The following is a 25,175-nucleotide window of genomic DNA, read 5'->3' as shown; positions in this document are numbered from 1 at the left end:
CCTCGCAGGTTTCCGAACGCCAACGGCCTGCTGCTGAATTGGGCGGTCTCGTGCTGCTGAGGGCTGAGATTCGCACCTACTCTGTGGATCCGCACTGGTTCCGGAGGCCCAGAACCAGTGCGGATCCACGGAGAGAGTGCGGATTCGCAGGAGGGGTGCGGATTCGACTGGCGCGCAGGGACGGTCCAGGTCGGGGGATCGGACGATGCGGGCAGATCGGGCGAGCCGGCCGAGCCGATAGGTCGCTTTCGGCCCAGCGCCAGCCACCCGGCTGTTCTTTTCAGCCGTCCGGCCACTGAATCCTGGCCGTACGGCTTATCCGGGCGTCAGCTGCTCGGGGCCAACCAGACCGCGCTGTTGGGCGCCAAGGCGATCGCGGCCGAGGCGGGACGCCCGTGCCACGATTCGTCAGTGGCCTTGACGGCGCCCATGTTTCCGATGCCGGAGCCGCCGTACTCGGCGGCGTCGGTGTTGAGGATCTCGGTCCACTGCCCGGCGAACGGGAGGCCGACCCGGTACTCGCCGTGCACCGAACCGGAGAAGTTGAACACGCATGCGACGACGGACCCGTCCGACCCGTAGCGCAGGAACGCCAGCACGTTGTTGGCCTGGTCGTTCGCCTCGATCCACGAGTAGCCGCCCGGCGTGGTGTCCTGAGTCCAGAACGCGGGACGGTCGCGATAGACCGTGTTGAGATCCCGCACGACGGTCGTGATCCCCTGGTGCAGTGGGTTTTCCAGCTCTGCCCAGTCCAGTCCTCGGTCGTGTGACCACTCGCGGAACTGGCCGAATTCCTGGCCCATGAACAGCAGCTGCTTGCCGGGATGCGCCCACATGTAAGCCAGAAGTGCCCGCACCCCAGCGGCTTTGGCGAAATCGTCGCCGGGCATCCTGGTCCACAACGTGCCCTTGCCGTGCACGACCTCGTCGTGGCTGATCGGCAGCACGAAGTTCTCGCTCCACGCGTACACCAGCGAGAAGGTGATCTCGTTGTGGTGCCAGGAGCGGTGGATCGGATCGCGGGCCAGGAAGCCGAGGGTGTCGTGCATCCAGCCCATGTTCCATTTCATGGTGAAGCCGAGCCCGCCGACGTCGGTGCCGCCGGTGACGCCGGGCCAGCTGGTGGATTCCTCCGCGATGGTGAGCACGCCGGGATGATGGCGGTGCACCGTGTCGTTGAGGTCCTGCAGGAAGTCGACGGCCTCCAGGTTTTCCCGCCCGCCGTGCACGTTCGGCTCCCAACCCCCTTCGGGGCGTGAGTAATCCAGGTAGAGCATGGAGGCGACGGCGTCGACGCGCAGGCCGTCGATGTGGAACTCCTCGATCCAGTAGCGCGCGTTGGCGACGAGGAAGTTGCGGACCTCGTGCCTGCCGAAGTCGAAAACGTAGGTGCCCCAGTCGAGTTGCTCGCCGCGGCGGGGATCTGCGTGCTCGTACAGCGGGGTGCCGTCGAAGCGGGCCAGCGCCCATTCGTCGCGCGGGAAGTGTGCGGGCACCCAGTCCAGGAGCACGCCGATGCCCGCGGCGTGCAGTCGATCGACGAAGGCACGGAAGTCGTCCGGCGTGCCGAAGCGCGCGGTCGGCGCGTAATACGAGGTGACCTGATACCCCCAGGAACCGCCGAACGGGTGCTCGGCGATGGGGAGCAACTCGATGTGGGTGAAGCCCGCCGCCCGCACGTAATCGGCCAGCTGGTCGGCCAATTCGCGGTAGCCGAGGCCGGGCCGCCACGAACCGAGGTGCACCTCGTAGACGCTCATCGGCGCGCGGGCGGGATCGGTGCTCGCCCGGGTATCCAGCCACGCCTGGTCGTGCCACACGTGCTTGCTCTCGGTCACCACCGACGCGGTGGCGGGCGGCAGCTCGGTCGCGAACGCCATCGGGTCGGCGTGATCGACGGTGCGGCCGTCGGCGCCGTGCACCCGGAACTTGTATTTGGTGCCCGGTGCGACGCCGGGCACGAAAACCTCCCAGATCCCGGAGGTGCCGAGCGAGCGCATCGGCGCGGTGTGTCCACCCCAGCGGTCGAAGTCGCCGAACACGGTGACCCCGCGCGCATTCGGCGCCCACACCGCGAACGAGGTGCCGGACACCTCGCCGTCGAGGGTGGTGTAGCGGCGCGGATGCGCGCCGAGCACCTCCCACAGGTGTTCGTGGCGGCCTTCGCCGATCAGGTGCAGGTCCAATTCGCCGACCGTCGGCAGGAAGCGGTAGCCGTCGGCGCTGAGGATGGTCTGCCCGCCTGGATAGTTGGTGAGGATGCGGTAGTCCATCAGATCGGGGTAGGGCAGCACTCCTGCGAAGATCCCGTGGCCAAGCGACTTCAGCGGATGGTCGACCCCGCCGACCCGCGCGGCCACCGAATCTGCGTGCGGGCGAAGCACGCTCACCTCGGTGCCGTCCGGATGGGGGTGTGCGCCGAGCACGGTGTGCGGGTCGGCGTGTGTGCCCGCGGCGAGCAGCATCAGATCACGGCGGCGCATCAGAAGGTGCTCCGATACGCGAGTTCGGTGCGAGCCTGCTGCGACACCGGCGGCAGCGCGAGAATGTGCGCGACCGCGGTCGACGGATCGAGCCGCACGTAATTCGTTTGTGCCCAGTGGTATTCCTCGCCGCTGACCTCGTCGTACACCACCGGACGGTCGTGCCATTCGCGTCCGATGGCGGGTAGGTCGAGCGACACCATGCCCCATTCGGCGCCGAACGGGTTCAGGTTCACCACGACAAGCACCGCGTCGCCGCTGACCGGATCGATCTTCGAGTAGGCGATCAGCGAGTCGTTGTCGACGTGATGGAAGTGGATGCAGCGCAACTGCTGCAGGGCGGGATGCAGGCGGCGGATCTCGTTGAGCCGAGTGATCCACGGCTCCAACGATTCCCCGCGCGCCAGTGCCTCGGCGAACGGGCGCGGGCGCAGCTCGTATTTTTCCGAATCCAAGTATTCCTCGCTGCCGGGCCGCACGGCCTGATGCTCGAACAGCTCGAATCCGGAGTACACGCCCCACGCCGGCGCCAGGGTGGCGGCGAGCACCGCGCGGATGGCGAACATGCCTGGCCCGCCATGCTGCAGGCTTTCGTGCAGGATGTCGGGGGTGTTCACGAACAGGTTCGGCCTCGCCTCGTCCGCCTTGGCGGCCAGCTCGTTGCCGAACTCGGTCAGCTCCCACTTCGCCACGCGCCAGGTGAAATACGTGTAGGACTGGGTGAAGCCGCGGCGCGCGAGCCCGTACAACCGGGCGGGGCGGGTGAACGCCTCGGACAGGAACAGCACGTCGGGGTGAGTGTCGTGCACCGTCGCGATCAGCCATTCCCAGAAGTCGGCAGGCTTGGTGTGCGGGTTGTCGACCCGGAAGATCTTCACGCCCAACGCGATCCAATGCCGGACCACGCGCAGCACCTCGGCGTACAGCCCGTCGGGGTCGTTGTCGAAGTTGACCGGGTAGATGTCCTGGTATTTCTTGGGCGGGTTCTCGGCGAAGGCGATGGTGCCGTCGGGCAGGGTGGTGAACCATTCCGGATGCGCGGCCACCCACGGATGGTCCGGCGCGCATTGCAGCGCCAGATCGAGCGCCACCTCGAGGCCGAGTTGTGCGGCGGTGTCGACGAATTCGGCGAAGTCGGTCTCGGTGCCGAGCCGCGGATGCACGGCGTCGTGCCCGCCGTCCTTCGAGCCGATCGCCCACGGCGAGCCGACATCGTCCGGTTCGGCGACCAATGTGTTGTTGCGGCCCTTGCGATTGACCTCTCCGACCGGATGGATCGGCGGCAGATAGACCACGTCGAAGCCCATGGCGGCGATGCGCGGCAATTCCTTTGCCGCCGTGGCGAAGGTGCCGTGCACCGGCTTGCCCGCCTTGTCCCGGCCACCGGTCGAGCGGGGGAAGAACTCGTACCACGAGCCGTACAGCGCGCGTTGGCGTTCCACCAGCACCGTGTGCTGCGGGCCGCGGGTCACCATGTCGCGCAACGGGGTTGCGCGCAAGATCTCGGTGATCTCCTCGGCGAACGCGGGCGCGACCCTGGCGGGCAGCTGCTCGTCGCTGCGCAGCGCGGCGGCGGCAGCGCGCAACCGCTCGAACGGTGTCTTCGGCACGGCCTGCGCGGCCCGCTCGAACAACCTGGCGCCGATCTCCAGGTCATTGGCCAGATCGGCCGCGTTCTGCCCGACCGCAAGCTTCGCCTCGACGGCGGCCCGCCAGGTCGCGATCGGATCGCTCCACCCTTCGATGCGGTAGGTCCAGGTGCCGGGCAGGTTCGGCGTGAAGATCGCGTTGAACACGTCCGGCTCCAGATCGGGCGTCATCCGGATCCGGATCGGCCGTGACGAGCCGGGCGCGCGCACCGCCAGCGTCGCGGCGACGGCATCGTGTCCTTCCCGCCACACCACCGTGCGCACCGGGAAAACCTCCCCGACGACGGCCTTGGCGGGCCGACCGCCCGCGATGGACGGTGCAGTGTCATCGATAGCGATCCGGCCGGTCACGGGACCAACCTACCGTCAGGACGGGCAACGCACGGGATCAGCGCGCGTCCGCGGCGAGACCGAGGCCGAGCGCGACCAGGATCGCGCCGAGTGCGCGTTCCACCCGTTGCCGCACACCGGTGCGGCGGAGCCAGTTGCCCGCGCGGTCCGCGGCGAGCACGATGCCGACGCACCACGCGGTGTCGACCACCGTTTGGATCAGGATGAGGATGACGACGGTGGGCAGGACCGGCCCGGTGGACGGCAGGAACTGCGGCAGGATGGTCAGTCCGAAGACGGCCGCTTTCGGGTTGGCCGCGATCGAGATCAGCGACGCTCGAAAGGCCGCGGCGGGGGTGCGTCCCGAGGGCAGCAGCTTGGTCATGGTGCTGCCGAACTCGTCGTCGCTGCGCGCTCCGCGCCACGCCTGGATGCCGAGCCAGATCAGCACCACCGCGCCGATGACATGCAGCGCGGTGTTCATGAACTGGTTGGCGACCAGCAGCACCGAGAGACCGGCGCCGCCTGCGATGTTCCAGCCGAGCACGCCGATCTCGTTGCCTGCCACCGCGGCAAGCCCGGCTTTGCGGCCATCGCGCACCGAGCGTTGGAGGAACAGGGCCGTCGCGGGTCCGGGTAACGCGGCCAGGATCAATGAGGCCAGCAGGAATTGGGGGAGAACCTGTACCCAGTGCGGCATCTCGCGATCCTGTCACGGCGAACTTCCCTCCGCGACTGTATTTTTCCCAGGTTCGGGAGGGTGTCCAGCTAGTCCGTTGTGGTCCGTAAGGCGGACATCAGTCGTCGCAACGCCGCAGTGGCATCGGCAAGCGCGTGCGGGTCGGTCGACGTGGCCAACCACAACGCCGCTTCGTTCATCGCGCCGGACAACAGGTGCGTCAACGGCGCGACCGGCTGGCGGTCGATCACGCCTTCCTCGATCAGCACGGTCAAGGCGTCGCCGAGGTGGCGACCGGAGGCGGCCGCGTCCAGCGCTCGCCATTCGTGCCAGCCGAGCACGGCGGGCCCGTCGATCAGCATGATCCGCTGGATCTCCGGATCCAGGCAGGTGGTCAGGAAGGTTTCACAGCCGGTGACCAACTGGCCCCATGGATCGGCGACCGCGTCGGCGGCGGCCAGCACTCGTTCGCCGACCTCGTGCTGTATCTGCTCCAGCACCGCGGCGAACAGCTCCGACTTGCTGTCGAAGTGGTGGTACAGCGCGCCCTTGGTCACCCCGGCGTCCGTGACGATCTCCGACAAGCCAACGGCCGCATAACCTTTCGCGGCGAACAAGCGCCTGCTCACGCGCAGCAGGCTGCGCCGGGTCTCCTCCCGCTGCTGGGTGCGGATCTTGCTCGGCATCGACCACCTTCCTGTTGACATACCAGCGGTATGCCAACTACTTTAGCTCGCATACCAACGGTATGTGAAAGGCGAGAGAGTTGAAACTGAGCGGCTTCTACCCGGTCATCGGCACCCCCGAGATCGCGGCGGCGCGCGACTTCTACACACAGTGGTTCGGCTTCGAGATCACCTTCGAGGCGGACTGGTACATCAGCCTGCGGCGCAAGGGCGACGTCACCTACGAGCTCGCGCTGCTCGACTACACCCACCCCACGGTTCCCGAGGCCTATCGCAAGCCGGTGCAGGGCCTGCTGCTGAACTTCGAGGTGGACGACGTGGACGCCGAGTGGAAGCGTCTCGTCGTCCAAGGCGGTCACAAGGCCGAACTGGAAATCCGCTCCGAGGAATTCGGTCAGCGCCACTTCATCATCGCCGACCCCAGCGGCGTCCTGATCGACGTGATCACCGAAATCCCGCCTGCCGGTGCGTATGTCGAACAGTTCAGCGACGAGTACGCGGCCGAAAAGTTCGGCGGCACATCAGGGGAGTAACGCAGGAGCCGGGGGCGGCGCATCGGTGACAGTGTGGTGCAAGAGTGGCGCAACCGGTGCGGGTCATGCTGCGTACATGAGTGGAAAAACGCAGGTGGCCGCGGAGTTTCAGCGTGATGCCGTGCGGTCCGATGACGGCACGCTGATCGGTTACCGCTGGATCGGGCACGGGCCAGGGCTGGTCCTCGTGCACGGCGCGATGATGACCTCGGAGCTGTTCGAGGGGCTGGCCCTGGCATTGGCCGCCGACTTCACGGTGTATGTGCCCGATCGGCGCGGGCGCGGCATGAGCGGTCCGTTCGGCCCGAACTTCGGCATCGAGACCGAGATCGCCGACCTGTCCGCGCTGGTCCGGGAAACGAACGCGCCCAACGTGTTCGGGTTGAGCTCCGGCGCGGCGATCGCGCTGTGCACGGCGTTGGCGTTTCCGCGGATCGACAAGCTCGCGCTGTACGAGCCGCCGCTGGTCGTCGATGGCGCGCAGTTGTCGCTGCATTGGGCACCGCGCTATCTGCGTGAGCTCGGCAGGAAGCAACTGGCGGCCGCGCTGGTGACCGTCTTCAAGGGCACCGCCGACCGCGGGTTCCTCGCCTCGGTACCTCGGTTCCTGCTGGTGCCTGCGATAGCTCTGGCTTTGCGTCTGGACAAGGGCGGCGACGGGCGCACCGCACTGCGCGATCTGGTGCCGACCGTCCGCTACGACATCGAGGTGGTCCGCGGCAGCGCGAACGTGTGGGACCGGCTAGCCGGGTTGCGCCCCGACGTCCTTCTGCTCGGCGGCAGTCGCAGCGCTGGTTTCCTGGCTGCGGCGCTGGATCGGCTGCAGGCGATGCTGCCGGACGTGGTCCGCGTCACGCTACCCGATGTCGGCCACACCGCATCCTTCAACGACGAGAAGCCCGAGCTCGTCGCCGCCGAACTACGCCGATTCTTTGCATGACGTGGCGGTAGCCGAGCACTCGCCGGCGGGGTAGTCGGCAATCGCCATGGTGAACCGGGTCCTCGCGCCCGTGCACGGCGTGTTGCCCGCCGCACCGCAGGGCGGCCGAGACGGTCGCTGTTCGGTAGTGTTCGCCGGGTGAAGGCATTGCGTCGATTCACCGTCCGTGCCCATCTGCCAGAGCGGCTGGCGGTGCTGGCCGAGCTCGCTACCAATCTGCGCTGGTCGTGGCATCCGCCGACCCAGGATCTGTTCGCGGAAATGGATCAGCGGCGCTGGCTGGAGATGGGGCACGATCCGGTGCGGATGCTCGGTGAAGTGCCTGCCGCCCGTGTGGACGAACTGGCCGCGGACCCGGAGTACGTGCGCCGAGTGGACGCCGCCGCTGCGGACCTGCGCGCGTACCTCGCCGCGCCGAGTTGGTTCGAGCGCAGGGCCGGGGAGGAAGGGGTGCGCGGGATCGCGTACTTCTCCATGGAGTTCGGTGTGACCGAGGTGTTGCCGAACTATTCGGGTGGTCTCGGCATCCTCGCGGGCGACCATCTGAAGGCCGCCTCCGATCTGGGGCTGCCGTTGATCGGCGTCGGATTGCTGTACCGCTCCGGCTATTTCCGGCAAACGCTGTCCGCGGACGGATGGCAGACCGAGCACTACCCCGACCTCGATCCGCAAGGGCTGCCGCTGCGGCTGCTGACCTCCACCAACGGCGGGTCGGATGCGGAAGCCGCGCCGGTGCTCATCCACGTGGCGATGCCCGATCAGCGGGTGCTACGGGCGCGGGTGTGGATCGCGCAGGTCGGCCGGGTGCCGCTGCTGCTGCTGGATTCCGATATCGCCGAGAACGATCCGGAGTTGCGCGCGGTCACCGACCGGCTCTACGGCGGCGATCAGGAGCATCGGATCCGGCAGGAGATCCTCGCCGGGATCGGCGGCGTGCGCGCGGTGCGCGCCTACACCACCGCGAACGGCCTGCCCGACCCCGACGTGTTCCACATGAACGAAGGCCACGCAGGCTTCCTCGGCGTCGAGCGGATCCGTGAATTCGTCTCCGCCGGACAAGATTTCGACACCGCGCTGGCCGCGGTCCGGGCCGGAACGGTGTTCACCACGCACACCCCGGTCCCTGCGGGCATCGACCGGTTCCCGATGCCGATGGTGCGCCGCTACTTCGGCGGCGCGCACGGCGAATCCGAATCCGCCCTGCTGCCAGGTCTTTCCGTGGATCGGATCGCGGCACTCGGGCGCGAAGCCGATCCGTCGGTCTTCAACATGGCGCATATGGGTCTGCGACTTGCCCAGCGCGCCAACGGCGTATCGAAACTGCACGGTGAGGTCAGCCGCGCCATGTTCGCCGGATTGTGGCCCGGTTTCGATGCGGCCGAGGTGCCGATCGGCTCGGTCACCAACGGCGTACACGCCCCGACCTGGGCTGCGCGCGAATGGTTCGACAAGGCGCGCGAGCACATCGGCGCCGAGCTCGTCGAGGAGGCGCGCGGCTGGGAGCGGCTGCGCGACGTCGACCTGGGTGAGCTGTGGTCGACCCGGAATGCGTTGCGCGCCATCCTGGTAACCGAGGTGCGTCGCAGGGTGCGCGCGTCCTGGCTGGATCGCGGCGCCGCGGAGGCCGAATTGGGGTGGGTCGACAGCGTTTTCGACCCCGACGTGCTCACCGTCGGCTTCGCGCGCCGGGTGCCGACCTACAAACGGCTCACTCTGATGCTGCGTGACCCGGAACGGTTGCGCGCCAGACTGCTCGACCCGCAGCGCCCGATGCAGCTGGTGGTCGCGGGCAAGAGCCATCCCGCCGACGACGGAGGCAAGGCGCTCATTCAGCAGGTGGTCCGCTTCGCTGACGATCCCGAGGTGCGCCATCGCATCGTCTTCCTGCCCGACTACGACATGTCGATGGCCAGGTACCTGTACTGGGGTTGCGATGTGTGGCTGAACAATCCGCTGCGCCCGCTGGAGGCGTGCGGCACCTCCGGCATGAAGTCCGCGCTCAACGGCGGGCTCAACCTGTCCATCAGGGACGGCTGGTGGGACGAGATGTTCGACGGCGAGAACGGCTGGGCCATCCCGACCGCCGACGGCGTCACCGACGAGCACCGCCGCGACGATCTCGAGGCCGCCGCGCTCTACGACCTGTTCGAGCGCACGGTCGCACCCCGCTTCTATGACCGCGACGCCGCCGGGATGCCGGTGCGCTGGGTCGAGATGGTGCGGCACACCCTGCAGACCCTCGGCCCGAAGGTGCTGGCCTCCAGGATGGTTCGCGACTACGCGGTCGAGTACTACGCGCCGGCCGCCGACGCCTACCAGCGGGCGACGGCCGACGAGTTCGCGGTCGCGCGCAGCATCGCCGACTATCGACGTCGCGTCGAAGCGGCGTGGCCGTCGGTGAAGGTGATCCAGGTGGACAGTGCGGGACTACCGGACACCCCGATCATCGGCGCTCGGTTGTCGCTGTCCGCGCGCATCGATCTGGGTGGTCTTCAGGTGTCCGACGTGGTCGTGCAGGCGGTGCTCGGCCGGGTGTCGCCGTCCGACGACCTGTCCGACGTGACCACCGTCGCGATGACGCACACCGGATCCGATTCCGGTGCAGAGCTTTTCGCGGTGGACACGCCCGTCCCGCTGTCCGGTGCCGTCGGCTACACCGTGCGGGTGCTTCCGCACAATGAACTGCTCGCCAGCGACGCCGAACTCGGCCTGGTGGCGGCGCCCAGCGCGTAAGCATCAGCGCCGCACACGCTTTGACAGGCGCACGCGTGTCGGTGCGGCGAGTCGGTGTGCGCGAACTCGGCAGGTGTGCGGCTGCTAGTCGCTGAGTTGCATCAGGCCCTTCGGGTCCCACGGCAGTGGGCCGGTCGGGAAGCTGAACCGGATCAGTCGATGCGGCGACTCCGCCTCGAAGTGCAGCGTGAACGCGGGCAGTATCCCGTGGATCACCTTGTCCAGTAGGCCGTTGATGTGGGCGAAGCTCGGCTTCGCCTTCACCTGCCAGGCATCGAAGCGCCCGGCGGGCACCTCGACGGTGGTGCGCTTGTCCACCCTGACCTCCACCGGCCAGTGGACCGAGTACGCCAGCCACAGGTTGATCGTCGCCTTCGCGCCCTTGCGGAAGTCGAGACCGCGAAAGGTGGTCGCACCGCCGAGTAGCGAGGTGAGCGGGCTCGGGAAGGGCTCGACCTTGCCACCGAACTGCAGGTGCGAGGTGCCCGCGAAGTTGCCCTCCTCGCGACTGACGAGAGTCTCGCCCAGCTTGCTCTCCGCGACGTAGCTCACGGTGGCGAGCGCGCCGCCGCTGCGGTCGAAGACCTGGGTGACTTCCATTGTGAAGTCGTCGGGCAGGTCGACCTTCAGGTTTGTCCGGTAGCGGTCGTCACCGTCGTGCTCGACCAACGACGACGCCCGATACTCCGCAGGGGCATCACCGATGGTCACCACGTAGCGGGACAGTTCGCCGTCTTTGATGCCGGGATCACGAAAACTATTGCGCACCTTTAGTTCCCCTCTGTCGGAGTCAGCGTAGGACAAACTGTCTGAGATGGCTACCGCTGAGCCGAGTTGTCTGATTCAGTAAACCGTCGGCTACCGTTCCTGGGCACGCCCGTACCATTTCCCGACTGGAGATCGCCCATGGCCACCGCCGCACCGACCGAGCCTCGAGGTCGCATCGACGCGTTCTTCGGCATCAGCGCGACCGGTTCGACCATGAAACGCGAGCTGATGGCGGGCACGGTCACCTTCCTGGCCATGTCGTATGTGCTCGCGGTGAACCCGTCGGTGCTCGGCGACGAGGGCGCGCTCGGCGCCAAGGGCATCCCGATGCAGGCAGTGTTCACCGCGACCGCCATCGCCGCGGTGTTCGGCACCCTCGTCATGGGACTGTGGGCGAAGTATCCGATCGCGCTCGCGCCAGGCATGGGACTCAACGCCTTCTTCGCCTACTCCGTCGTGCTCGGCATGGGAATTCCGTGGCAGGTCGCGCTGTCGGGCACCCTCCTTTCCGGCGTCATCTTCTTCCTGCTCGCCGTCACCAAGGTGCGCGAACGGATCCTCAACGCGATCCCGATGCAGATGAAGCTGGCGGTCGGCGCAGGCATCGGCTTGTTTGTGGCGTTCCTCGGGTTGAAGAACGCGGGCATCGTGGTGAACAGCGACGCCACCCTCGTCACGCTGGGCGATTTCACCAAGGGCACCACCCTGCTCGCGCTGTTCGGGCTCGTCGTGACCGTGGTCTTCCTCGTCATCGGCTGGCACGGCGCGGTGCTGTACGGGATCGTGCTGACCGCGGCGGTCGGCATCATCAGTGGGCTGGTCGACCTGCCGAACGGTGTCGTCGCGGCGCCGAAAGGCCTGGAGCACACCTTCGGTCAGGCGATCATCCATCTGCCCGACGCCTTCACCGGGCAGATGGCCGTCGTCATCCTCACCATGCTGTTCGTCGACTTCTTCGACGCATCCGGCACGCTGATCGGCGTCGCCAACCAGGCCGGTCTGCTCGACGAGAAGGGGCAGCTGCCGCGCGCCGCGAGCGCGCTGGCCGCCGATTCCGTCGGCACCATGGCAGGCGCGGTGATCGGCACCTCCACCACCACCGCCTATGTCGAATCCACGGCCGGGGTGTCCGCGGGCGGGCGCACCGGGCTGACCGCGGTCGCCACCGCGGGCTGGTTCCTGGTCGCCATGTTCTGCTATCCGATCTTCGCGGTGGTCGCGGGATCCGGGGAGGTGACCGCGCCTGCGCTGATCGTGGTCGGCGTCCTGATGGCGCGGTCACTCGGCGAGATCGACTGGAATCGGCTTGAATATTCGGTGCCCGCATTCATCACGATCGTGATGATGCCGCTGACCTACTCGATCGCGAATGGCCTGGCCATGGGGATGTTGTTCTACCCGATCGTCATGGTCGCCAAGGGCCGGATCAAAGAGGTCCATCCGGCGATGTGGGCACTGCTCGTCGTGTTCCTGGGCTATTTCTTCTTCCTGGCAGAATGAACCCAGGTCAGGGCGAAATCGTAGTACCGGAATAGGAAGAGGTCTCGGGAAGTTGGCACCACTCGAGTGGCAATTGGACCGTAGTCCGATTAATCACCGAGGCTGATAGAGCCCAGATGTATGGAATCGACTTGCAGGGACGAGGACCAGCATGACCACGAAATCAGTACTCGAACGAACGACCGCCAATCCTGAACTGGACGGTGTCACCGCCGACATCGGACTCCTGATCATCCGCGTTGTGTTCGGCGGGATGATGGCTGCACACGGCGCCCAGAAACTCTTCGGCTGGTTCAACGGTTACGGCTGGACTGCAACCACCCAGGGCTTCGACGGCATGGGCTACAACCCAGGCAAAATCTTCGGCACCCTCGCTGGGCTCAGCGAATTCGTCGGCGGCCTGATGCTCGTCGTGGGTCTGCTGACGCCGCTGGCCGGTGCGATCATCCTCGGTACGATGATCAACGCGATCGTCGCCATATGGTCGAAGGGCCTGATCGGCGGCTGGGAATTGCCGCTGCTCTTCGGCACGGTCGGCGCAGGGTTCGCCTTCATCGGTGCGGGCAGGTTCTCGCTCGATGCTGGTCGGCCGTGGCAGCGGCAAAGTTTCGTACTCGGTGTAGGTGCTGTCGTCCTCGCCGTGGCGGCCGCAGTGCTCACGCTGGTCTTCAAATGGGTGCTTTGAATTCCTGATCCGCCACTCACGCGGTGCGGCGACCTGTTGGGTCGCCGCACCGCCTTTTGTCACACTCGGTGATCACGCTAAGTCCCGTACCTGTTCGGAGCTCAGGACTCGTCTCGCTGTCACCAGATCCACAAGTTCCAGGTGATTCGTGGGGTGAGGGCACATTCGTAGTTGATGTGTGTCGGGTCTCGGCCCATCTCATCTGCGGCCGCTGCCCAGCATGCCTTCTCGGTCGGATAGGTACCGACGAATCTGACCCCGGGACGGGTAGGCGGGTTCGCGCTGGCCGTGACGCTGATGCCGAGGAACATCGCGGCAGCGATACCGACCACGGCAGCAGTAGATTTCGCTTTCATTTTCCCTCCCGATGAAGCGATGAATCGTAGCTCGACCGTACGGCGATATCGCCCAGTGCGACGCGTGTGCGCCGATTCATGGCAGCTGTATGGCAGTCGTGCCGGTGATCGTTGTCATGTCACAGTCGGGGATGCTGCGTCGTCGTTGTCTTGTTGTGCTGAGTTGAGTGACAAGGAGACGATGATGGGCATCGAGATCAGCAATCCGCCGGAACTGCACGATCCCACGGGGTTTGGGTACAGCCATGTGGCGCGGGTGAGTGGTGAGCTGGTGTTTATTGCGGGGCAATACGATTCGGATGCCGAGGGGCATACGACCAGCGACGATTTCGCTACACAGGTCGACAATGCGTTTGCGAATCTCGGGATCGCGTTGCGCTCAGTCGGTCTCGACTTTGCTGAGGTCGCGCAATTGCGGACCTTCATCGTCGAGCACAACCTGGAAAAGCTTGCGGTCATCGGGAAGAAGGTTGCCGAGATCTGGGGTGAGCGTCCGCCGACGCAGACGCTGACCGGGGTCGCCGCGCTGGCGCTGCCCGGGATGCAGTTCGAGGTGGACGCGGTCGCGATGCGCGGCTGACCGCGGTGCCGCCGGGGGCCTCGCACGCGTGCCAGGTCCCCGGTGACCGGGGTGGAACGGTCCAATTGGAGCAGTTTGTTTTGGACTGGAACCGAACGGGGATCTTGTGCGTCCTATCCTGTGACGGGGTGTCTGATCCGGAGTCAGGAGAAATATGCGAACCGCCATGGTTGTGCCGGCGAAGGTCGTGATGGGGGCGGTGCTGGCTGGTGTGGCGGTGGCCGGGCTGGTCACGGGGTGTTCGCCGTCGAAGGATGGGGATCCGAAGCCGACGAGCGGGAGCCCGACCAACGGTGAGCAGAAGATCTTCAACCCGTGCACGGAGCTGTCTGATGAGGCGTTGCGGGGTACTCGGGTGGATCCTGCGTCGAAGACTGTCGTCACAGACGCTCCGACAGGTGGGGTTACCGCGCGGATTTGCAAGTGGACCTCCACCGAGGGACCGTACTTCGTCACGGTGTCGTCGATGACCTACACGCAGGCCGACGCGCGGAAGAACGACAAGCTCACGGGATTGCGTGATGTACAGGTCGGCTCTCGGTCGGCGCTGATTTATCAGGACAAGGACGACACCGACAAGCTTCGGTGTTACGTCAGTCTCCCTGCAGCGCAAGGCATGTTCGAAGTCACTGTCGGGTGGCGCTATAGCGAGCGGGCGTCGTTACCACAGTCGCCCCCTTGTGATCTGGCTGTTCGGCATGCAAAGGAACTCGAACCTTTTTTGCCGAAGTGACGGTTGATGTTTCGTGAGGAGGGACGATGTCGGAGTCTGAGCAGAGCGAAAACGCCCAGATGGAAGCCGCGGTGACTCGCTGGCAGGCATTGAAGAAACAGGCTGAGGATGGCGAGCTGCGTCTGGACGAGCAGATCGGAACTGCCCTGGCCAATCACGCTGATCAGATGCGTACCAAACTCGACACGATGTTGGACTTCGCAGGTGATCTCAAGCACCAGGCTGGCTTCGGGACGTTGAAGTCGGCTGAAGCTTTGCGGGACAAGTTCGCCAAGAAGGCGACTGCGGGGGACGATTCGGCCGTCAACCGGTTGAAACAGAGCATCGAGGTCGTCACCTTGATGAGCGAGACCTACAAGCTCGCCATCGGCAAACTGACTGAGTCCGACCAGTCTGCTGCTAGCCAGTACTCGAAACTGAACACGGGGGATTCGTAATGGGGCTGTCATTCCCTGGCTGGCTCGAGGACGTGAGTCGGGTCGCTGCGAGCCCGATCACTAACTCGCGGCGCGAAGCCGACAAGAACAAGCATGACGACCAGCAGCAATCCACCGACGAAAAGTCGAGGTGGGATCAGGATCGCGCGGACGTCAACGGCGAATGGGCGTCGCTTCTCTCGGAGTACGGCAGCACTACGTTCGACGGTCGCGCCATCACGGTGCAAGACCCGTTTGAGACGATGTCACACCAAGAGATTTACGACGCGCTCCAAGGAGTGGATCCGGGTGCGATCAACACCCTGGCGGACGGCTGGCGCAAGTTGGCGACGAACGGCAGGACCGCGGTCGATGAGTTTTCTAACGCTGTAACACAGTCCATCTCCGAGCTCTGGAACGGCAAGTCGGGCAGTAGCGCGATCGATGCCACCAAAGAGTTCTCCACGACCTTTAAGAAGCTCGCGGCCTCCTTCCAAATGGTCGGCCACGGCCTGGATTTGACCCAAGGTCACCTGGCTCAGGCCAAAGGGTCGGTACCGGAGCCGGACAACTACACCACCGGTGACAAGCTCATCGACAAGTTGCCGTTCCAGAACGCTGTCAAAGGTCCGACCTACCGCGCCCAAGAAGCCGAGAGCGACGCCCGCCGCGTCATGATCGATAACTACCGTCCCGGCGTCAACGAGGTCGACGGCATCACGCCGATCCTGCCTGAGCCGACCAGCACGGTGGGCAAGGGCTGGACTGGCGATCCGGGATCCAACCCAGGTACGAGCGGCCCCGGTGGTCCGACGTCGAACAATCCGTCCGGCACCACCGACGACCCGACCAAGAAGACTTCGGACGAGACGAAGTCCGACGACACCACCAAGCAGTCCACGGACAACGCGACCACGAATCCGAACGACACGACGGACAAGCAGAGCACGACCACCGCGTCGACAACTCCGGCGAGCACCACCAGCACCGACGATCCGAGCAAGTCGCGCACCCCGTCCACACCCACCAACACCCCGACAAACACGCCGACGAACACCCCGTCCACCGTCACCCCGGGCACCCCGAGCACTCGCTCCGGTGTCCCCGGTTCCCCGAGCAAAACTGCGGGTCCGGGCACGAGCGTGCCGAGTAAAGGGACCCCGACCGCAACCCCCGCCGCCGCGGCCACCGCGTCCCGCGCGGGCGCAACGGGCCGAGCGGGCGCCTCCGGTGTCGGCGGCATGGGTGCACCCGGGGCTCGCGGCAAGGGTGATGACGACGACGAGCACACCACCCCGGATTACCTCATCTACGATCGCGGTTCTGAGCTGCTCGGCACGCAGCCGCCCGCGCTCCCGCCGGGCGGAGTCATCGGCGGATGAACGAATCCCGCTGGCGCCTGGACGGTTTGATGTTCGAGGTGGCGCTGGAGGCGCTCGGCCGTGACCGGTTGCCGTACCCATTGCGCTACACCGTCGAGGGCGTGGAAGCCTACGAGGACTATGCGCGGGTGCGCGCGCAGGCTGCACAGAAGCTGTCGAGTTTCGCGGCTCCTGATTTGTTCGCCGCGTTGAATGTGTTGCTGGAGCCGCGAGTTCGGGTCGAGATGCATGGCTTCTACGGCCGCGACTTTCATCAGGTGGTGCGCGTGCACGCCGGAATGACCGGCCAGTCGGCCACCATTGCGGTCCAATTACCCGGCCCCACACAGGAATACGGCCGCGACATCATTCTGATCCGTTGTCCGCCGCAAGCATTGCCCGCGCAGCTCGCCGCGCAACTGCCGAATTGTGCGCCAGGAAGATATCCGGCGATCAACGGTCGCCGTTCGGATCTGACCAGGGTCGAATATGCCAAGCATCCGACCCGCCTGTCGCACACCGAACAGCTCAACCGCATCGTGCGGCGCCCGCGTTCCGGGCTCGGCGAGGTCGGGGTTTTCGCCGGCGGTGCGATCGACAGCAGACCGACCACCGACGGCCGCGGCTTCCACTGGCTGGACTATCTGCCTGCGGACGGCCGCTACCTGCTGCACAACCGCGACGCCGACGAGTTCGCGCTGACGCCGGGGCCGGCGGAGGAGATTCAGCGTCAGCTGCATGTCCTCATCCAGGCCACCTACCGTGCGGTGGCGCACAGCTGGTAGTCGCTTACGCGGCGCACGTGCGGTTTCGAGGGGCGTGGCGAAGTCTCGCGAACCCGATCACAGAGGGGGCGGCGGTCAATCGTGGTGCGGTGGAATGTGCGTCCGAATTCGGTGGCCATTCGGGCTCGACGTTTCCGGTCGATCGAGCGCGCACCGCACCGCGGTCGCCACCGGTGTGTTATTGCCTCGCCGAACTTCATCTGGAATGGAGGTCAGAGCCCGGAGCCAATGGTCGCCAGATCGGACAACGATGCCATCGGCCCGAGCGGCTGACCCGACGATTTCGGCGAGTAGTCGGACTGGAAGTCGTAGCTTAAGCGGACCCAAGCAGAGCTTCGAAGATCTTCAGCAGAAAAATAAATGTCGACGAGCCGGATTCCATTTCAGTCCCCATCTTTCATCATTGTGTGATGAGCTTTTGTTTGAATCGCGATCACGATTCCGTGTGGAAATGCTAGAGCACGGAAGTGAGCCACGCCATGGTCACAGTCGCATGTGACCTAGATCACGTTGCTGTAACTTGACATACTATATGGCATATTTTGTCCGAATCTTGGTCGGTGGCCTGCTGGCCTGCGTCGATGCTTACCGACGGGTTGGCATGCGCCTCTAGTTGATCGTGGTTCGCGGGGTTTGTGGCCATGTCATGTATGGGTGCCGCTGCGTCGAAGCGGAAGTCGCAGTGCTCAAACCTGTAGCCTGCCAGCGCTTCACGGGCGTCTGGAGGTGAGCTGGATCTCGGTCCTGGCGACATCGAAACCCAAACCCGGTTCCCATCAGGATCTTTCGGCTGCGATCCGCGTAGATCACCCAGGCGGAGTTGGTGGCGAGGCGTCGAGCATCTCTCCCGCACGCAACCGCGCCTTCGCGCTCATCGGTGCGGTCAGGTCGGTGCCAGGCGTGGTGGCCGGCGATGAAAGCCCCTTGCGGGGAACCAGTTTCAGGCCGATCCGCGCACTCCATAGGAAGAGTCGTGCATGGCCGCACCGTGGCGGGCGTAGTCGTGGTTCGACGTCGATGACGTGCCGTATCGCGGCGTCGGGCAGTAGTTCGGCGCATGCGCCCAATGCACGCAGGCGCTCTTCCTCGCGGTGTCGGTGTTCGCGGGTGGCTGGCCGAAATCAGCCCCGGTAACTCGTGCGCCAATTGGCCGAAATGGGTCGCATGTGACGCATCTCACATTGCTGTGGCGAGCACGGCTTAAATGACTTGTCACCGACAAATATTCGGTGTCGAGTCCTGCTTGCTGATGTCGAACATCGGCGCCGCGTAATGCTCATCGGGTTGCGCTGACGCCGGAATTGTTGCAGATCGAAGAGTTTCGCCGAGGCGTCGGGATGTGCCATCTGGCGAGGTTTGTCGGCGAGGCGGCAACAGCGTCAAAAAGTTACACACGCCACGTATTCAATGCTATCACATCATCCTTCCATTTGGAACAATATTGAAAGAATTGAACTGCATCGCTGGAATTCAAAATCTCTCAGTGTATCTCGCCTTTTCATCGCAAACGCAGGTCGTTCAACTGGATACATTACGCAGAATAATGCCTGATCATGGACCATTGCTGAAACGAAGAATCGTTCGTAACGTTTTTATTCGACAGCCCCTGTTTGATTCGCTGTCGGGTTGTTCTTTCGATTATCGCATTCCCTGAGGAGTATGTAATGGCGAGCAAGCTGTTTTTCGCGCGGGTGGCGGTTGCCGCGATGAGCTGTACCGCGGTCACCATGGCGGTCGGCGGCGCGGCCGAGGGTGCCCCCGCAGGCTCGACCACGGTCACCCCGGCCGGAGCCGCAGTCACGGCAACCAACCAGGGTCCGATCGTCTTCAAGGCGGGCCTCGTGACGGTCACCTGCAACACGGTTACCACCACTGGTTCCGTGCCCGCGGCGCCGGGCAACCACAACGCGAGCGGCGCGGTGTCGCTGCCGATCGCGGCGCCGAGCATCAAGGACTGCACGACCAACCTGCCCGGCGTTGTCCAAGCCACGGTCACCACCTCCGGTGCCTGGGCGGTGTCGGTGCAGAACGGGTCGCCGATCGCGGGCAGCCTGTTGGCTCCTGCGGCCGGGGTGACGCTGAAGACGAGCGGCTCGCTGTCCTGCACCGCCGTGCTCTCGCCGGACGGGCCCATGACAGTGGCGGGCGTCTTCACCAACGGCAATCCCTCGACGGTCAAGGCCACCAACGTCACGGTGCCGATCAAGGCCAGCGGCGATGCTGCGTGCCCGAGGCCTACGTCGGGTACGACATCGGCCACGTTCGCATTGAACAACACGACCGATCCCTCGCAGCCGATCACCGTCGGTCCGTAATTCCGGTCAACCCAGCGGTGACGGACCATCATCCGATCCGGTTGCCGCGCAATGAATAACAGGCCGAAGCCGACAATAGGGCCCGCGTGTATAGCGCGGGCTCTATACCTTCAGTACATCCAGACCGCGGGGTGACGCACAGCCGGCAGTCAGTTCAGCACGAGCACGGTGTGCGCCCCGTGATGGAATTCGTAACTGGTTTCGCGGAGGCTGGTCCGAATGCCTTTGTCTTCGAGTTCCTTTCGTAGGTAGGCGACCAGGTCGCCCAGCTGGCGACCGATGTGGTCGACCAGGGGGTACAGCCGGGTTTCGCCGACGCAAACGCGGGCCAGCTCCAGCATGGCCGCGAGGTGGAAGTCGGCGTCGAGCCGATCGGCGTAGGTGAACAGCAGGTGGGAGCTGAGGACCAGATCGAAACTGTCGTCGGGGAAGGGCAGTGACGGCAGCTCGGCGGCGACATAGCGGTTCGGATGTTCGATCAGGTCAACGCCGAATCGGTGGGCCGCCGCGTGCCGCATGGCACGGAACCGGTGCGCACTGCCGTACCAGTCCCACCGGTATCTCGTGGAATGCGCTGTCACCCAGCTGCTTCCGCGATCGGTTTCGGTGATGGCCAGGCGCCGCAGGTCGTCGGGCCCGCGGGCGTAGACGGGATCGGCGGCGGTGACGGTGGCGCCGAGTGCACTCGCTTCGGCCGTGAAACTCGCTGCCCCGCCGGGACAGTCGAGAATCCGGCCGTGCAGGTCGGCGTCGGAGAGCGCGAATATGGCGCGATATTCGGTGAATGATCTTGCGCTGATGAGGAATTCGCCCAAAAGATCATTATCGGGTGCAGGGTGCTTCATCCGAAAACGGTCTCATGTATCGACCTGGCGTGAAGCGAATTCGGTGGTGTCCCCGCGCCGCGTGCAGGGCTTGGCGCGGGGACCGCCGATACATTCGGTGGGAATTGGGGTTCACCGAAGTACCACTGTTAATTTACTTCTGTTCGGAACTATGCGCGACCCCAATGTGTGCGGTATCACACTGCGTTTGCGGTGAGCCTTTTCAGCGCTTTGACGACAACCTCGGGATCGGAGGTTTCCCAATACGGCGGCAGCGATGCCCGCAGATATCCGCCGTAGCGGGCGGTGGCCAGCCGGGAATCCAGGACCGCGACCACGCCGCGGTCGTCGACACTGCGCAGCAATCGGCCGGTGCCCTGGGCGAGCAGCAGCGCCGCATGGTTGGCCGCGACCGCCATGAACCCGTTGCCGCCGCGCGATTCCACCGCGCGCTGGCGCGCGGTGAGCAGCGGGTCGTCGGGGCGCGGGAACGGGATGCGGTCCAGGATCACCAGGCTGAGCGAGGGGCCCGGCACATCGACGCCCTGCCAGAGCGACAGCGTGCCGAACAGCGACGTCTCCGGATCGTCGGCGAACTTGCGCACCAGCGCACCGGTCGAGTCGTCGCCCTGGCACAGCACGGGCGTGTCGAGTCGCTCGCGCAGCGCTTCGGTCGCCGCCTTGGCCGCGCGCATCGAGGAGAACAGCCCGAGCGTGCGCCCGCCCGCCGCGGTGATCAGCCGCTCGATCTCGTCCAGGTAGGCGGGCGCGAGGCCGTCACGCCCCGGCGCGGGGAGATGCTTGGCGACGTACAGGATGCCCGACTTGGCGTGGTCGAACGGCGAGCCGACGTCGAGCGAGCTCCAGCGCACCTTGTCCGCGTCGGAGGGCGCCTCCGCGCCGTTGGCGGTGCCGGTGTCGCCGCGCGCCGACGATTGCGCGGGCAGCCCCCAGGTGATCGCGAGACCGTCGAACGAGCCGCCGATCTGCAGCGTCGCCGAGGTCAAAACCACGGTGGCGGTGCCGAAGAGCCTGCTGCGCAGCAACCCGCCCACCGAAAGCGGCGCCATCCGCAGCGACCGCCGGGTGACGCCGCGCATCTCGTCGGCGGACAGCCAGATGACGTCGCGCCGATTCGCCGGATCCGGTTCGTCGAACGCGGTGAGCGCGCGCACCGCGCTGTCGTGCACCTCGTCGATCGCGGCCAGCGCCTGGGTGCGGGCGGCGGCGCTCTCGGGATCACCCTGCTGGGTGGTTCCGCCCTGCGGCGCGAGCGCGGTGCGTGCGTTCCATGCCGCGTCGCGGACGAGGGCGAGCACCGGCGCGATGCCGTCGGGCAGTCGCTCCCAGCGGGTGGCGGGCAGGTCCTCCAGCGCCTCGTGCCAGGCTTCGGCGGCGCCTTCGAGGCGGTCCACCTCTTGTTCGTCGATGAGCTTGGTGCACCGGCGCGCGGCCGCGCTGATCGCCGAGGAGGCCAGCTCGGCCGTCGCGACGCCGGTGACCCGGTCGACCAGCTCGTGTGCCTCGTCGATGACCACCACATCGTGTTCGGGCAGCACCTGGATGCCGCTGATCGCGTCGATGGCGAGCAGCGCGTGGTTGGTGACGACCACGTCGGCCTGCGCCGATTCGGCGCGGGCGCGTTCGGCGTAGCAGTCCTGGCCGAACGGGCAGCGTGACTTGCCGAGGCATTCCCGCGAGGACACGCTCACCTGCCGCCAGGCGCGGTCGGTGACGCCGGGCACGATCTCGTCGCGGTCGCCGGTCTCGGTGTCGGAGGCCCACTCGTTGAGCCGCTGCACCTCCCTGCCGAGCCGGGAGATCGCTAAGGCGTCGAACAGCTCGGCCTCGGCCGGTTCGTCCGGAATCACGCTATTGATCTTGTTCAGGCACAGATAGTTGTTGCGGCCCTTGAGGATCGCGAACTTCGCCGCCCGCCCGAGCGGCTTGCTCAGCGCCTCGGACAGCCGAGGCAGATCGCGATCGACGAGCTGGCGTTGCAGCGCGATCGTCGCGGTCGACACCACCACCGTGCGGCCGGTCCGCACCGCGTGCCGCAGGCTCGGCACCAGATAGGCGAGCGACTTGCCGGTGCCGGTGCCTGCCTGCACCGCTAAATGCTCCTTGGTGTCGATGGCGTGGTCGACTGCCGTCGCCATCGTCACCTGCCCGACGCGCTCTTTCCCGCCGAGCGCTTGGACGGCGGTGGCCAAAAGTTCGGGGACGGGCGGGAGTTCGGGCACCCGAGCAGCGTACTGCTCGGCACCGACACCGACCGAGGGCCTGGCGGGGGAGCCCGCTACCCGCCGATGCTGCCTTCGAGGTCGACGCCCGCGGTGCGCATCCGCTCCAGCGCGGCGTCGGTGGTGTCGGGCGCCACTCCCGCGGTCAGGTCGAGCAGCACGCGCGTGGTGAAGCCCTCGATCCTGGCGTCCAGCGCGGTGGCGCGGACACAGTGATCGGTGGCGATGCCGACCACGTCGACCGCATTGATGCCACGGTCGTGCAGCCAGTCGGCCAGCGCGGTGCCGTCCTCAGCGGTGCCCTCGAAACCGGAGTAGGCGGCGGAATACGCACCCTTGGAAAAGATTTCGGCGACCGCGGCCGTGTTCAGGTTCGGGTGGAAGTCCGCGCCCGGCGTGCCGACCTTGCAATGCGGCGGCCACGAGTCGACGAAGTCGGGGTGCGCGGAGAAATGATCACCGGGGTCGATGTGGAAGTCGCGGGTCGCGACGATCGTCGTGTACTCGGTGGTCGCGAGATGGTCGCTGATCCGTGTCGCGACTGCGGCGCCGCCCGTCACGGCGAGCGAGCCGCCCTCGCAGAAATCGTTCTGGACGTCGACGATGATCAGGGCTCGGGTCATGGGTGACCTCCCGCGGAGTGAACTGTGTGCTGATGTGCATTGTGCCGCCCGTGCGGCGGGCCGTCGCGCTCGGCCGGGGTGACATTGCGCGGACCGGACTGTAAACATCGCGCCGCCGTCCGCTGATTACTTGGTGCCCCTCTCATCCGAGGGCCGCCCCGCATACCGCCCAAGCACTCAGCACGGAGTACCTCATGTCCCGCACCAAACTGGCGCTCGCCGTGATCATCAGCACCACCGCGTATCTCGCCGTCTCGTTCCTGCTCGGCGACCGCCCGAACACCGACGGCGGCTGGCTCGGATTCACCGTCGGCGGTGCGTTGTTCGCGATCCTCTTCACGATGGGGCTTGTGCTGTTCAACCGCTACGCCAAGCAGCGTTGACCGCTGCTCAGCGCATGACTCCGCCTCGCTGACGCTCAGCTCCGTCACGCGCTGTGTCTTCGGTTCGCTTCGCTGACGCTCAGCGCATGACTCCGCTTCGCTGACGCTCAGCGCATGACTCCGCTTCGCTGACGCTCAGCTCCGTCACGCGCTGGGGCGCGCTGTGTCTTCGGTTCGCTTCGCTGACGCTCAGCTCACGAACGTAGTCGGCACGGCAGGCTCGCCCGCGGACAGCTTCAGTCCCTCCCACGGCAGGCTGATCAACCCGTGCGCAACCTGGTCTCTGCTGTCGGACAGTGTCGGCAGGTCCGCGACCGGCTTACCCTCCCGCACCAGCGGAACGAGCAGTTCGCGCGCCTCGTAGCCGTTGACCGCGGGTGTGGGACCGGCCGCCGGATAGACGATCTCCTCGATGATCGTCCCGGTGGGCCTGGCCAGCCGGATCGCCTTCTTCGTTCCGCCGCGCGACTCCTTGTGGCTGCTGCGCTTGGCGACCGGCACCCCGTCGACCTCGACCAGCTTGTAGACCATGCCTGCGGTCGGCGCGCCGGAGCCGGTCACCAGCGAGGTGCCGACGCCGTACACGTCGACCGGTTCCGCGCGCAGCGCCGCGATGGCGTATTCGTCGAGATCGCCGGACACGACGATCCTGGTCTTGGTCGCGCCGAGGCTGTCCAGCTGGTCGCGCACCTGCCTGGCCAGCACGCCGAGGTCGCCGGAATCGATACGCACGCCACCGAGTTCGGGGCCTGCGACCTCGATCGCGGTCGCCACGCCCCTGGTGATGTCATACGTGTCCACCAGCAGGGTGGTGCCGATGCCGAGCGCGTCGACCTGGCTGCGGAATGCGACCGCCTCGTGTTCGCCGTCGCCGTCGCCTGCCGCCCCGGTGTGCAGCAACGTGAACGCGTGCGCGCTGGTGCCTGCCCCCGGCACGCCGTAGCGGCGCACCGCCTCGAGATTCGAGGTGGCGTCGAAACCGGCCAGATACGCGGCTCGTGCGCTGGACGGCGCGGCGAGCTCGTGGGTGCGCCGCGAACCCATCTCGATCATGCGACGCCCGCCCGCCGCGCTCACCATCCGCGCCGCGGCCGAGGCGATCGCGCTGTCGTGGTTGAGGATCGACAGGATCAGCGTCTCGAGCACGACGCATTCGGCGAAGCTGCCGCGCACCGAGAGGATGGGGGAGCCGGGGAAGTACAGCTCGCCCTCGGTGTAGCCGTCGATGTCACCGCTGAATCGGTAGTCGCGCAGCCAGTCCACTGTCTTGGCAGGCAGGAAATGGGCGATGACAGCCAGCTCGGCGGCGCCGAACTGGAAATGCTCCAGCGCGTCGAGTACGCGGCCGGTGCCCGCGACGACGCCGTAGCGGCGGCCGTGCGGGAGCCTGCGGGCGAACACCTCGAAGGTGCAGTGCCGGTGGGCGGATTCGTCGGCTAGCGCGGCGGCCAGCATGGTGAGCTCGTACTGGTCGGTCAGGAGGGCTGTGCTGACGCCGTCGCGGATGTCCACCAGCCCACTGTAGACAGCGAGGCCGCGCATCATAGGCGCGTGCCCGCCCATGGGGCCG

General features: G+C 66.2%; 22 protein-coding genes. 12 read left to right on the top strand and 10 right to left on the bottom strand.

The genetic code is table 11. From position 1 onward, the window contains the following. Positions 1-326 precede the first annotated feature (326 nt). The 4 genes from glgB to ACGFNJ_RS15780 form a co-directional block, all read right to left on the bottom strand. The gene (gene glgB / locus ACGFNJ_RS15795) at positions 327-2,483 is read right to left on the bottom strand and encodes a 1,4-alpha-glucan branching protein GlgB (protein ID WP_393447766.1); all 2,157 of its coding nucleotides are present in this window, start codon (positions 2,481-2,483) and stop codon (positions 327-329) included. Continuing rightward, on the bottom strand, positions 2,483-4,483 hold the full coding sequence (locus tag ACGFNJ_RS15790) for a maltotransferase domain-containing protein (RefSeq protein ID WP_393447764.1): 2,001 nt from the start codon (positions 4,481-4,483) through the stop codon (positions 2,483-2,485). The genes glgB and ACGFNJ_RS15790 overlap by 1 nt, the downstream gene beginning before the upstream one ends. 37 nt (positions 4,484-4,520) lie before the next feature. Then, on the bottom strand, positions 4,521-5,162 hold the full coding sequence (locus tag ACGFNJ_RS15785; RefSeq protein ID WP_393447762.1) for a LysE family translocator: 642 nt from the start codon (positions 5,160-5,162) through the stop codon (positions 4,521-4,523). Between the two features lie 68 nt (positions 5,163-5,230). Then, positions 5,231-5,827, bottom strand: a complete 597-nt coding sequence (locus ACGFNJ_RS15780) for a TetR/AcrR family transcriptional regulator (RefSeq protein ID WP_393447760.1) — start codon at positions 5,825-5,827, stop codon at positions 5,231-5,233. Positions 5,828-5,907: 80 nt separating this feature from the next. On the opposite strand from ACGFNJ_RS15780, the gene ACGFNJ_RS15775 reads away from it, so the two are divergent. From ACGFNJ_RS15775 to glgP, 3 genes are all read left to right on the top strand, one after another. Next, positions 5,908-6,360 carry a VOC family protein gene (locus ACGFNJ_RS15775; RefSeq protein ID WP_393447757.1) on the top strand — a complete coding sequence of 151 codons (453 nt, stop codon included), beginning with the start codon at positions 5,908-5,910 and terminating at the stop codon, positions 6,358-6,360. A 76-nt stretch (positions 6,361-6,436) separates the two neighbouring features. Further along, entirely contained in the window at positions 6,437-7,300 is an 864-nt protein-coding gene (locus tag ACGFNJ_RS15770) for an alpha/beta fold hydrolase (protein WP_393447755.1), read from the top strand. A 138-nt stretch (positions 7,301-7,438) separates the two neighbouring features. Continuing rightward, positions 7,439-10,033, top strand: coding sequence for an alpha-glucan family phosphorylase (gene glgP / locus ACGFNJ_RS15765; RefSeq protein WP_393447753.1), 2,595 nt, complete (start codon positions 7,439-7,441; stop codon positions 10,031-10,033). Between the two features lie 84 nt (positions 10,034-10,117). Here the strand turns inward: glgP and ACGFNJ_RS15760 are convergent, their stop codons facing one another. Then, on the bottom strand, positions 10,118-10,801 hold the full coding sequence (locus ACGFNJ_RS15760) for a hypothetical protein (protein ID WP_393447751.1): 684 nt from the start codon (positions 10,799-10,801) through the stop codon (positions 10,118-10,120). Between the two features lie 138 nt (positions 10,802-10,939). Here ACGFNJ_RS15760 and ACGFNJ_RS15755 point away from each other — a divergent pair, with 138 nt between their 5' ends. Further along, a complete protein-coding gene (locus ACGFNJ_RS15755; protein ID WP_393447749.1) occupies positions 10,940-12,301 on the top strand; it encodes an NCS2 family permease in 1,362 nt (453 codons plus the stop codon). A 151-nt stretch (positions 12,302-12,452) separates the two neighbouring features. Next, the gene (locus tag ACGFNJ_RS15750; protein ID WP_393447747.1) at positions 12,453-12,986 is read left to right on the top strand and encodes a DoxX family protein; all 534 of its coding nucleotides are present in this window, start codon (positions 12,453-12,455) and stop codon (positions 12,984-12,986) included. Between the two features lie 119 nt (positions 12,987-13,105). Here the strand turns inward: ACGFNJ_RS15750 and ACGFNJ_RS15745 are convergent, their stop codons facing one another. Further along, positions 13,106-13,342: a hypothetical protein gene (locus tag ACGFNJ_RS15745; RefSeq protein ID WP_393447745.1), complete on the bottom strand. Its 237-nt coding sequence runs from the start codon at positions 13,340-13,342 to the stop codon at positions 13,106-13,108. Positions 13,343-13,526: 184 nt separating this feature from the next. Between ACGFNJ_RS15745 and ACGFNJ_RS15740 the strand changes: the two genes are divergently transcribed. The 6 genes from ACGFNJ_RS15740 to ACGFNJ_RS15715 all read left to right on the top strand — a co-directional run bounded on the left by ACGFNJ_RS15740 (position 13,527) and on the right by ACGFNJ_RS15715 (position 19,532). After that, positions 13,527-13,922 (top strand): RidA family protein, encoded by a 396-nt coding sequence (locus tag ACGFNJ_RS15740; RefSeq protein ID WP_393447743.1) that lies wholly within the window; start codon positions 13,527-13,529, stop codon positions 13,920-13,922. A 154-nt stretch (positions 13,923-14,076) separates the two neighbouring features. After that, a complete protein-coding gene (locus tag ACGFNJ_RS15735) occupies positions 14,077-14,655 on the top strand; it encodes a DUF3558 domain-containing protein (protein ID WP_393447741.1) in 579 nt (192 codons plus the stop codon). A gap of 26 nt (positions 14,656-14,681) precedes the next feature. Then, positions 14,682-15,092 (top strand): hypothetical protein, encoded by a 411-nt coding sequence (locus tag ACGFNJ_RS15730; protein WP_393447739.1) that lies wholly within the window; start codon positions 14,682-14,684, stop codon positions 15,090-15,092. Continuing rightward, positions 15,092-16,453 (top strand): hypothetical protein, encoded by a 1,362-nt coding sequence (locus tag ACGFNJ_RS15725; RefSeq protein WP_393447737.1) that lies wholly within the window; start codon positions 15,092-15,094, stop codon positions 16,451-16,453. Before ACGFNJ_RS15730 ends, ACGFNJ_RS15725 begins: the two co-directional genes overlap by 1 nt. Next, on the top strand, positions 16,450-17,217 hold the full coding sequence (locus ACGFNJ_RS15720) for an ESX secretion-associated protein EspG (protein WP_393447735.1): 768 nt from the start codon (positions 16,450-16,452) through the stop codon (positions 17,215-17,217). The genes ACGFNJ_RS15725 and ACGFNJ_RS15720 overlap by 4 nt, the downstream gene beginning before the upstream one ends. A 1,664-nt stretch (positions 17,218-18,881) precedes the next feature. Continuing rightward, positions 18,882-19,532, top strand: coding sequence for a hypothetical protein (locus ACGFNJ_RS15715; RefSeq protein ID WP_393447733.1), 651 nt, complete (start codon positions 18,882-18,884; stop codon positions 19,530-19,532). A 149-nt stretch (positions 19,533-19,681) separates the two neighbouring features. Here ACGFNJ_RS15715 and ACGFNJ_RS15710 read toward each other — a convergent pair whose 3' ends face one another. The 3 genes from ACGFNJ_RS15710 to pncA form a co-directional block, all read right to left on the bottom strand. Continuing rightward, entirely contained in the window at positions 19,682-20,377 is a 696-nt protein-coding gene (locus tag ACGFNJ_RS15710) for a class I SAM-dependent methyltransferase (protein WP_393447731.1), read from the bottom strand. Between the two features lie 176 nt (positions 20,378-20,553). Continuing rightward, positions 20,554-22,599, bottom strand: a complete 2,046-nt coding sequence (locus ACGFNJ_RS15705) for an ATP-dependent DNA helicase (RefSeq protein ID WP_393447729.1) — start codon at positions 22,597-22,599, stop codon at positions 20,554-20,556. Between the two features lie 56 nt (positions 22,600-22,655). Beyond that, entirely contained in the window at positions 22,656-23,222 is a 567-nt protein-coding gene (gene pncA / locus ACGFNJ_RS15700; RefSeq protein ID WP_393447727.1) for a pyrazinamidase PncA, read from the bottom strand. A gap of 194 nt (positions 23,223-23,416) precedes the next feature. On the opposite strand from pncA, the gene ACGFNJ_RS15695 reads away from it, so the two are divergent. Beyond that, on the top strand, positions 23,417-23,605 hold the full coding sequence (locus tag ACGFNJ_RS15695; RefSeq protein WP_393447725.1) for a hypothetical protein: 189 nt from the start codon (positions 23,417-23,419) through the stop codon (positions 23,603-23,605). 189 nt (positions 23,606-23,794) lie between these two features. On the opposite strand, the gene ACGFNJ_RS15690 is transcribed toward ACGFNJ_RS15695, so the two are convergent. After that, positions 23,795-25,147, bottom strand: coding sequence for a nicotinate phosphoribosyltransferase (locus ACGFNJ_RS15690; protein ID WP_393447866.1), 1,353 nt, complete (start codon positions 25,145-25,147; stop codon positions 23,795-23,797). Positions 25,148-25,175 lie beyond the last annotated feature (28 nt).

The organism is Nocardia sp. NPDC049149 (genome assembly GCF_043197455.1).
Lineage (GTDB): Bacteria > Actinomycetota > Actinomycetes > Mycobacteriales > Mycobacteriaceae > Nocardia.
Note: the sequence above shows the minus strand (reverse complement) of the source record. Positions and strands in the feature narration are given on the sequence as shown.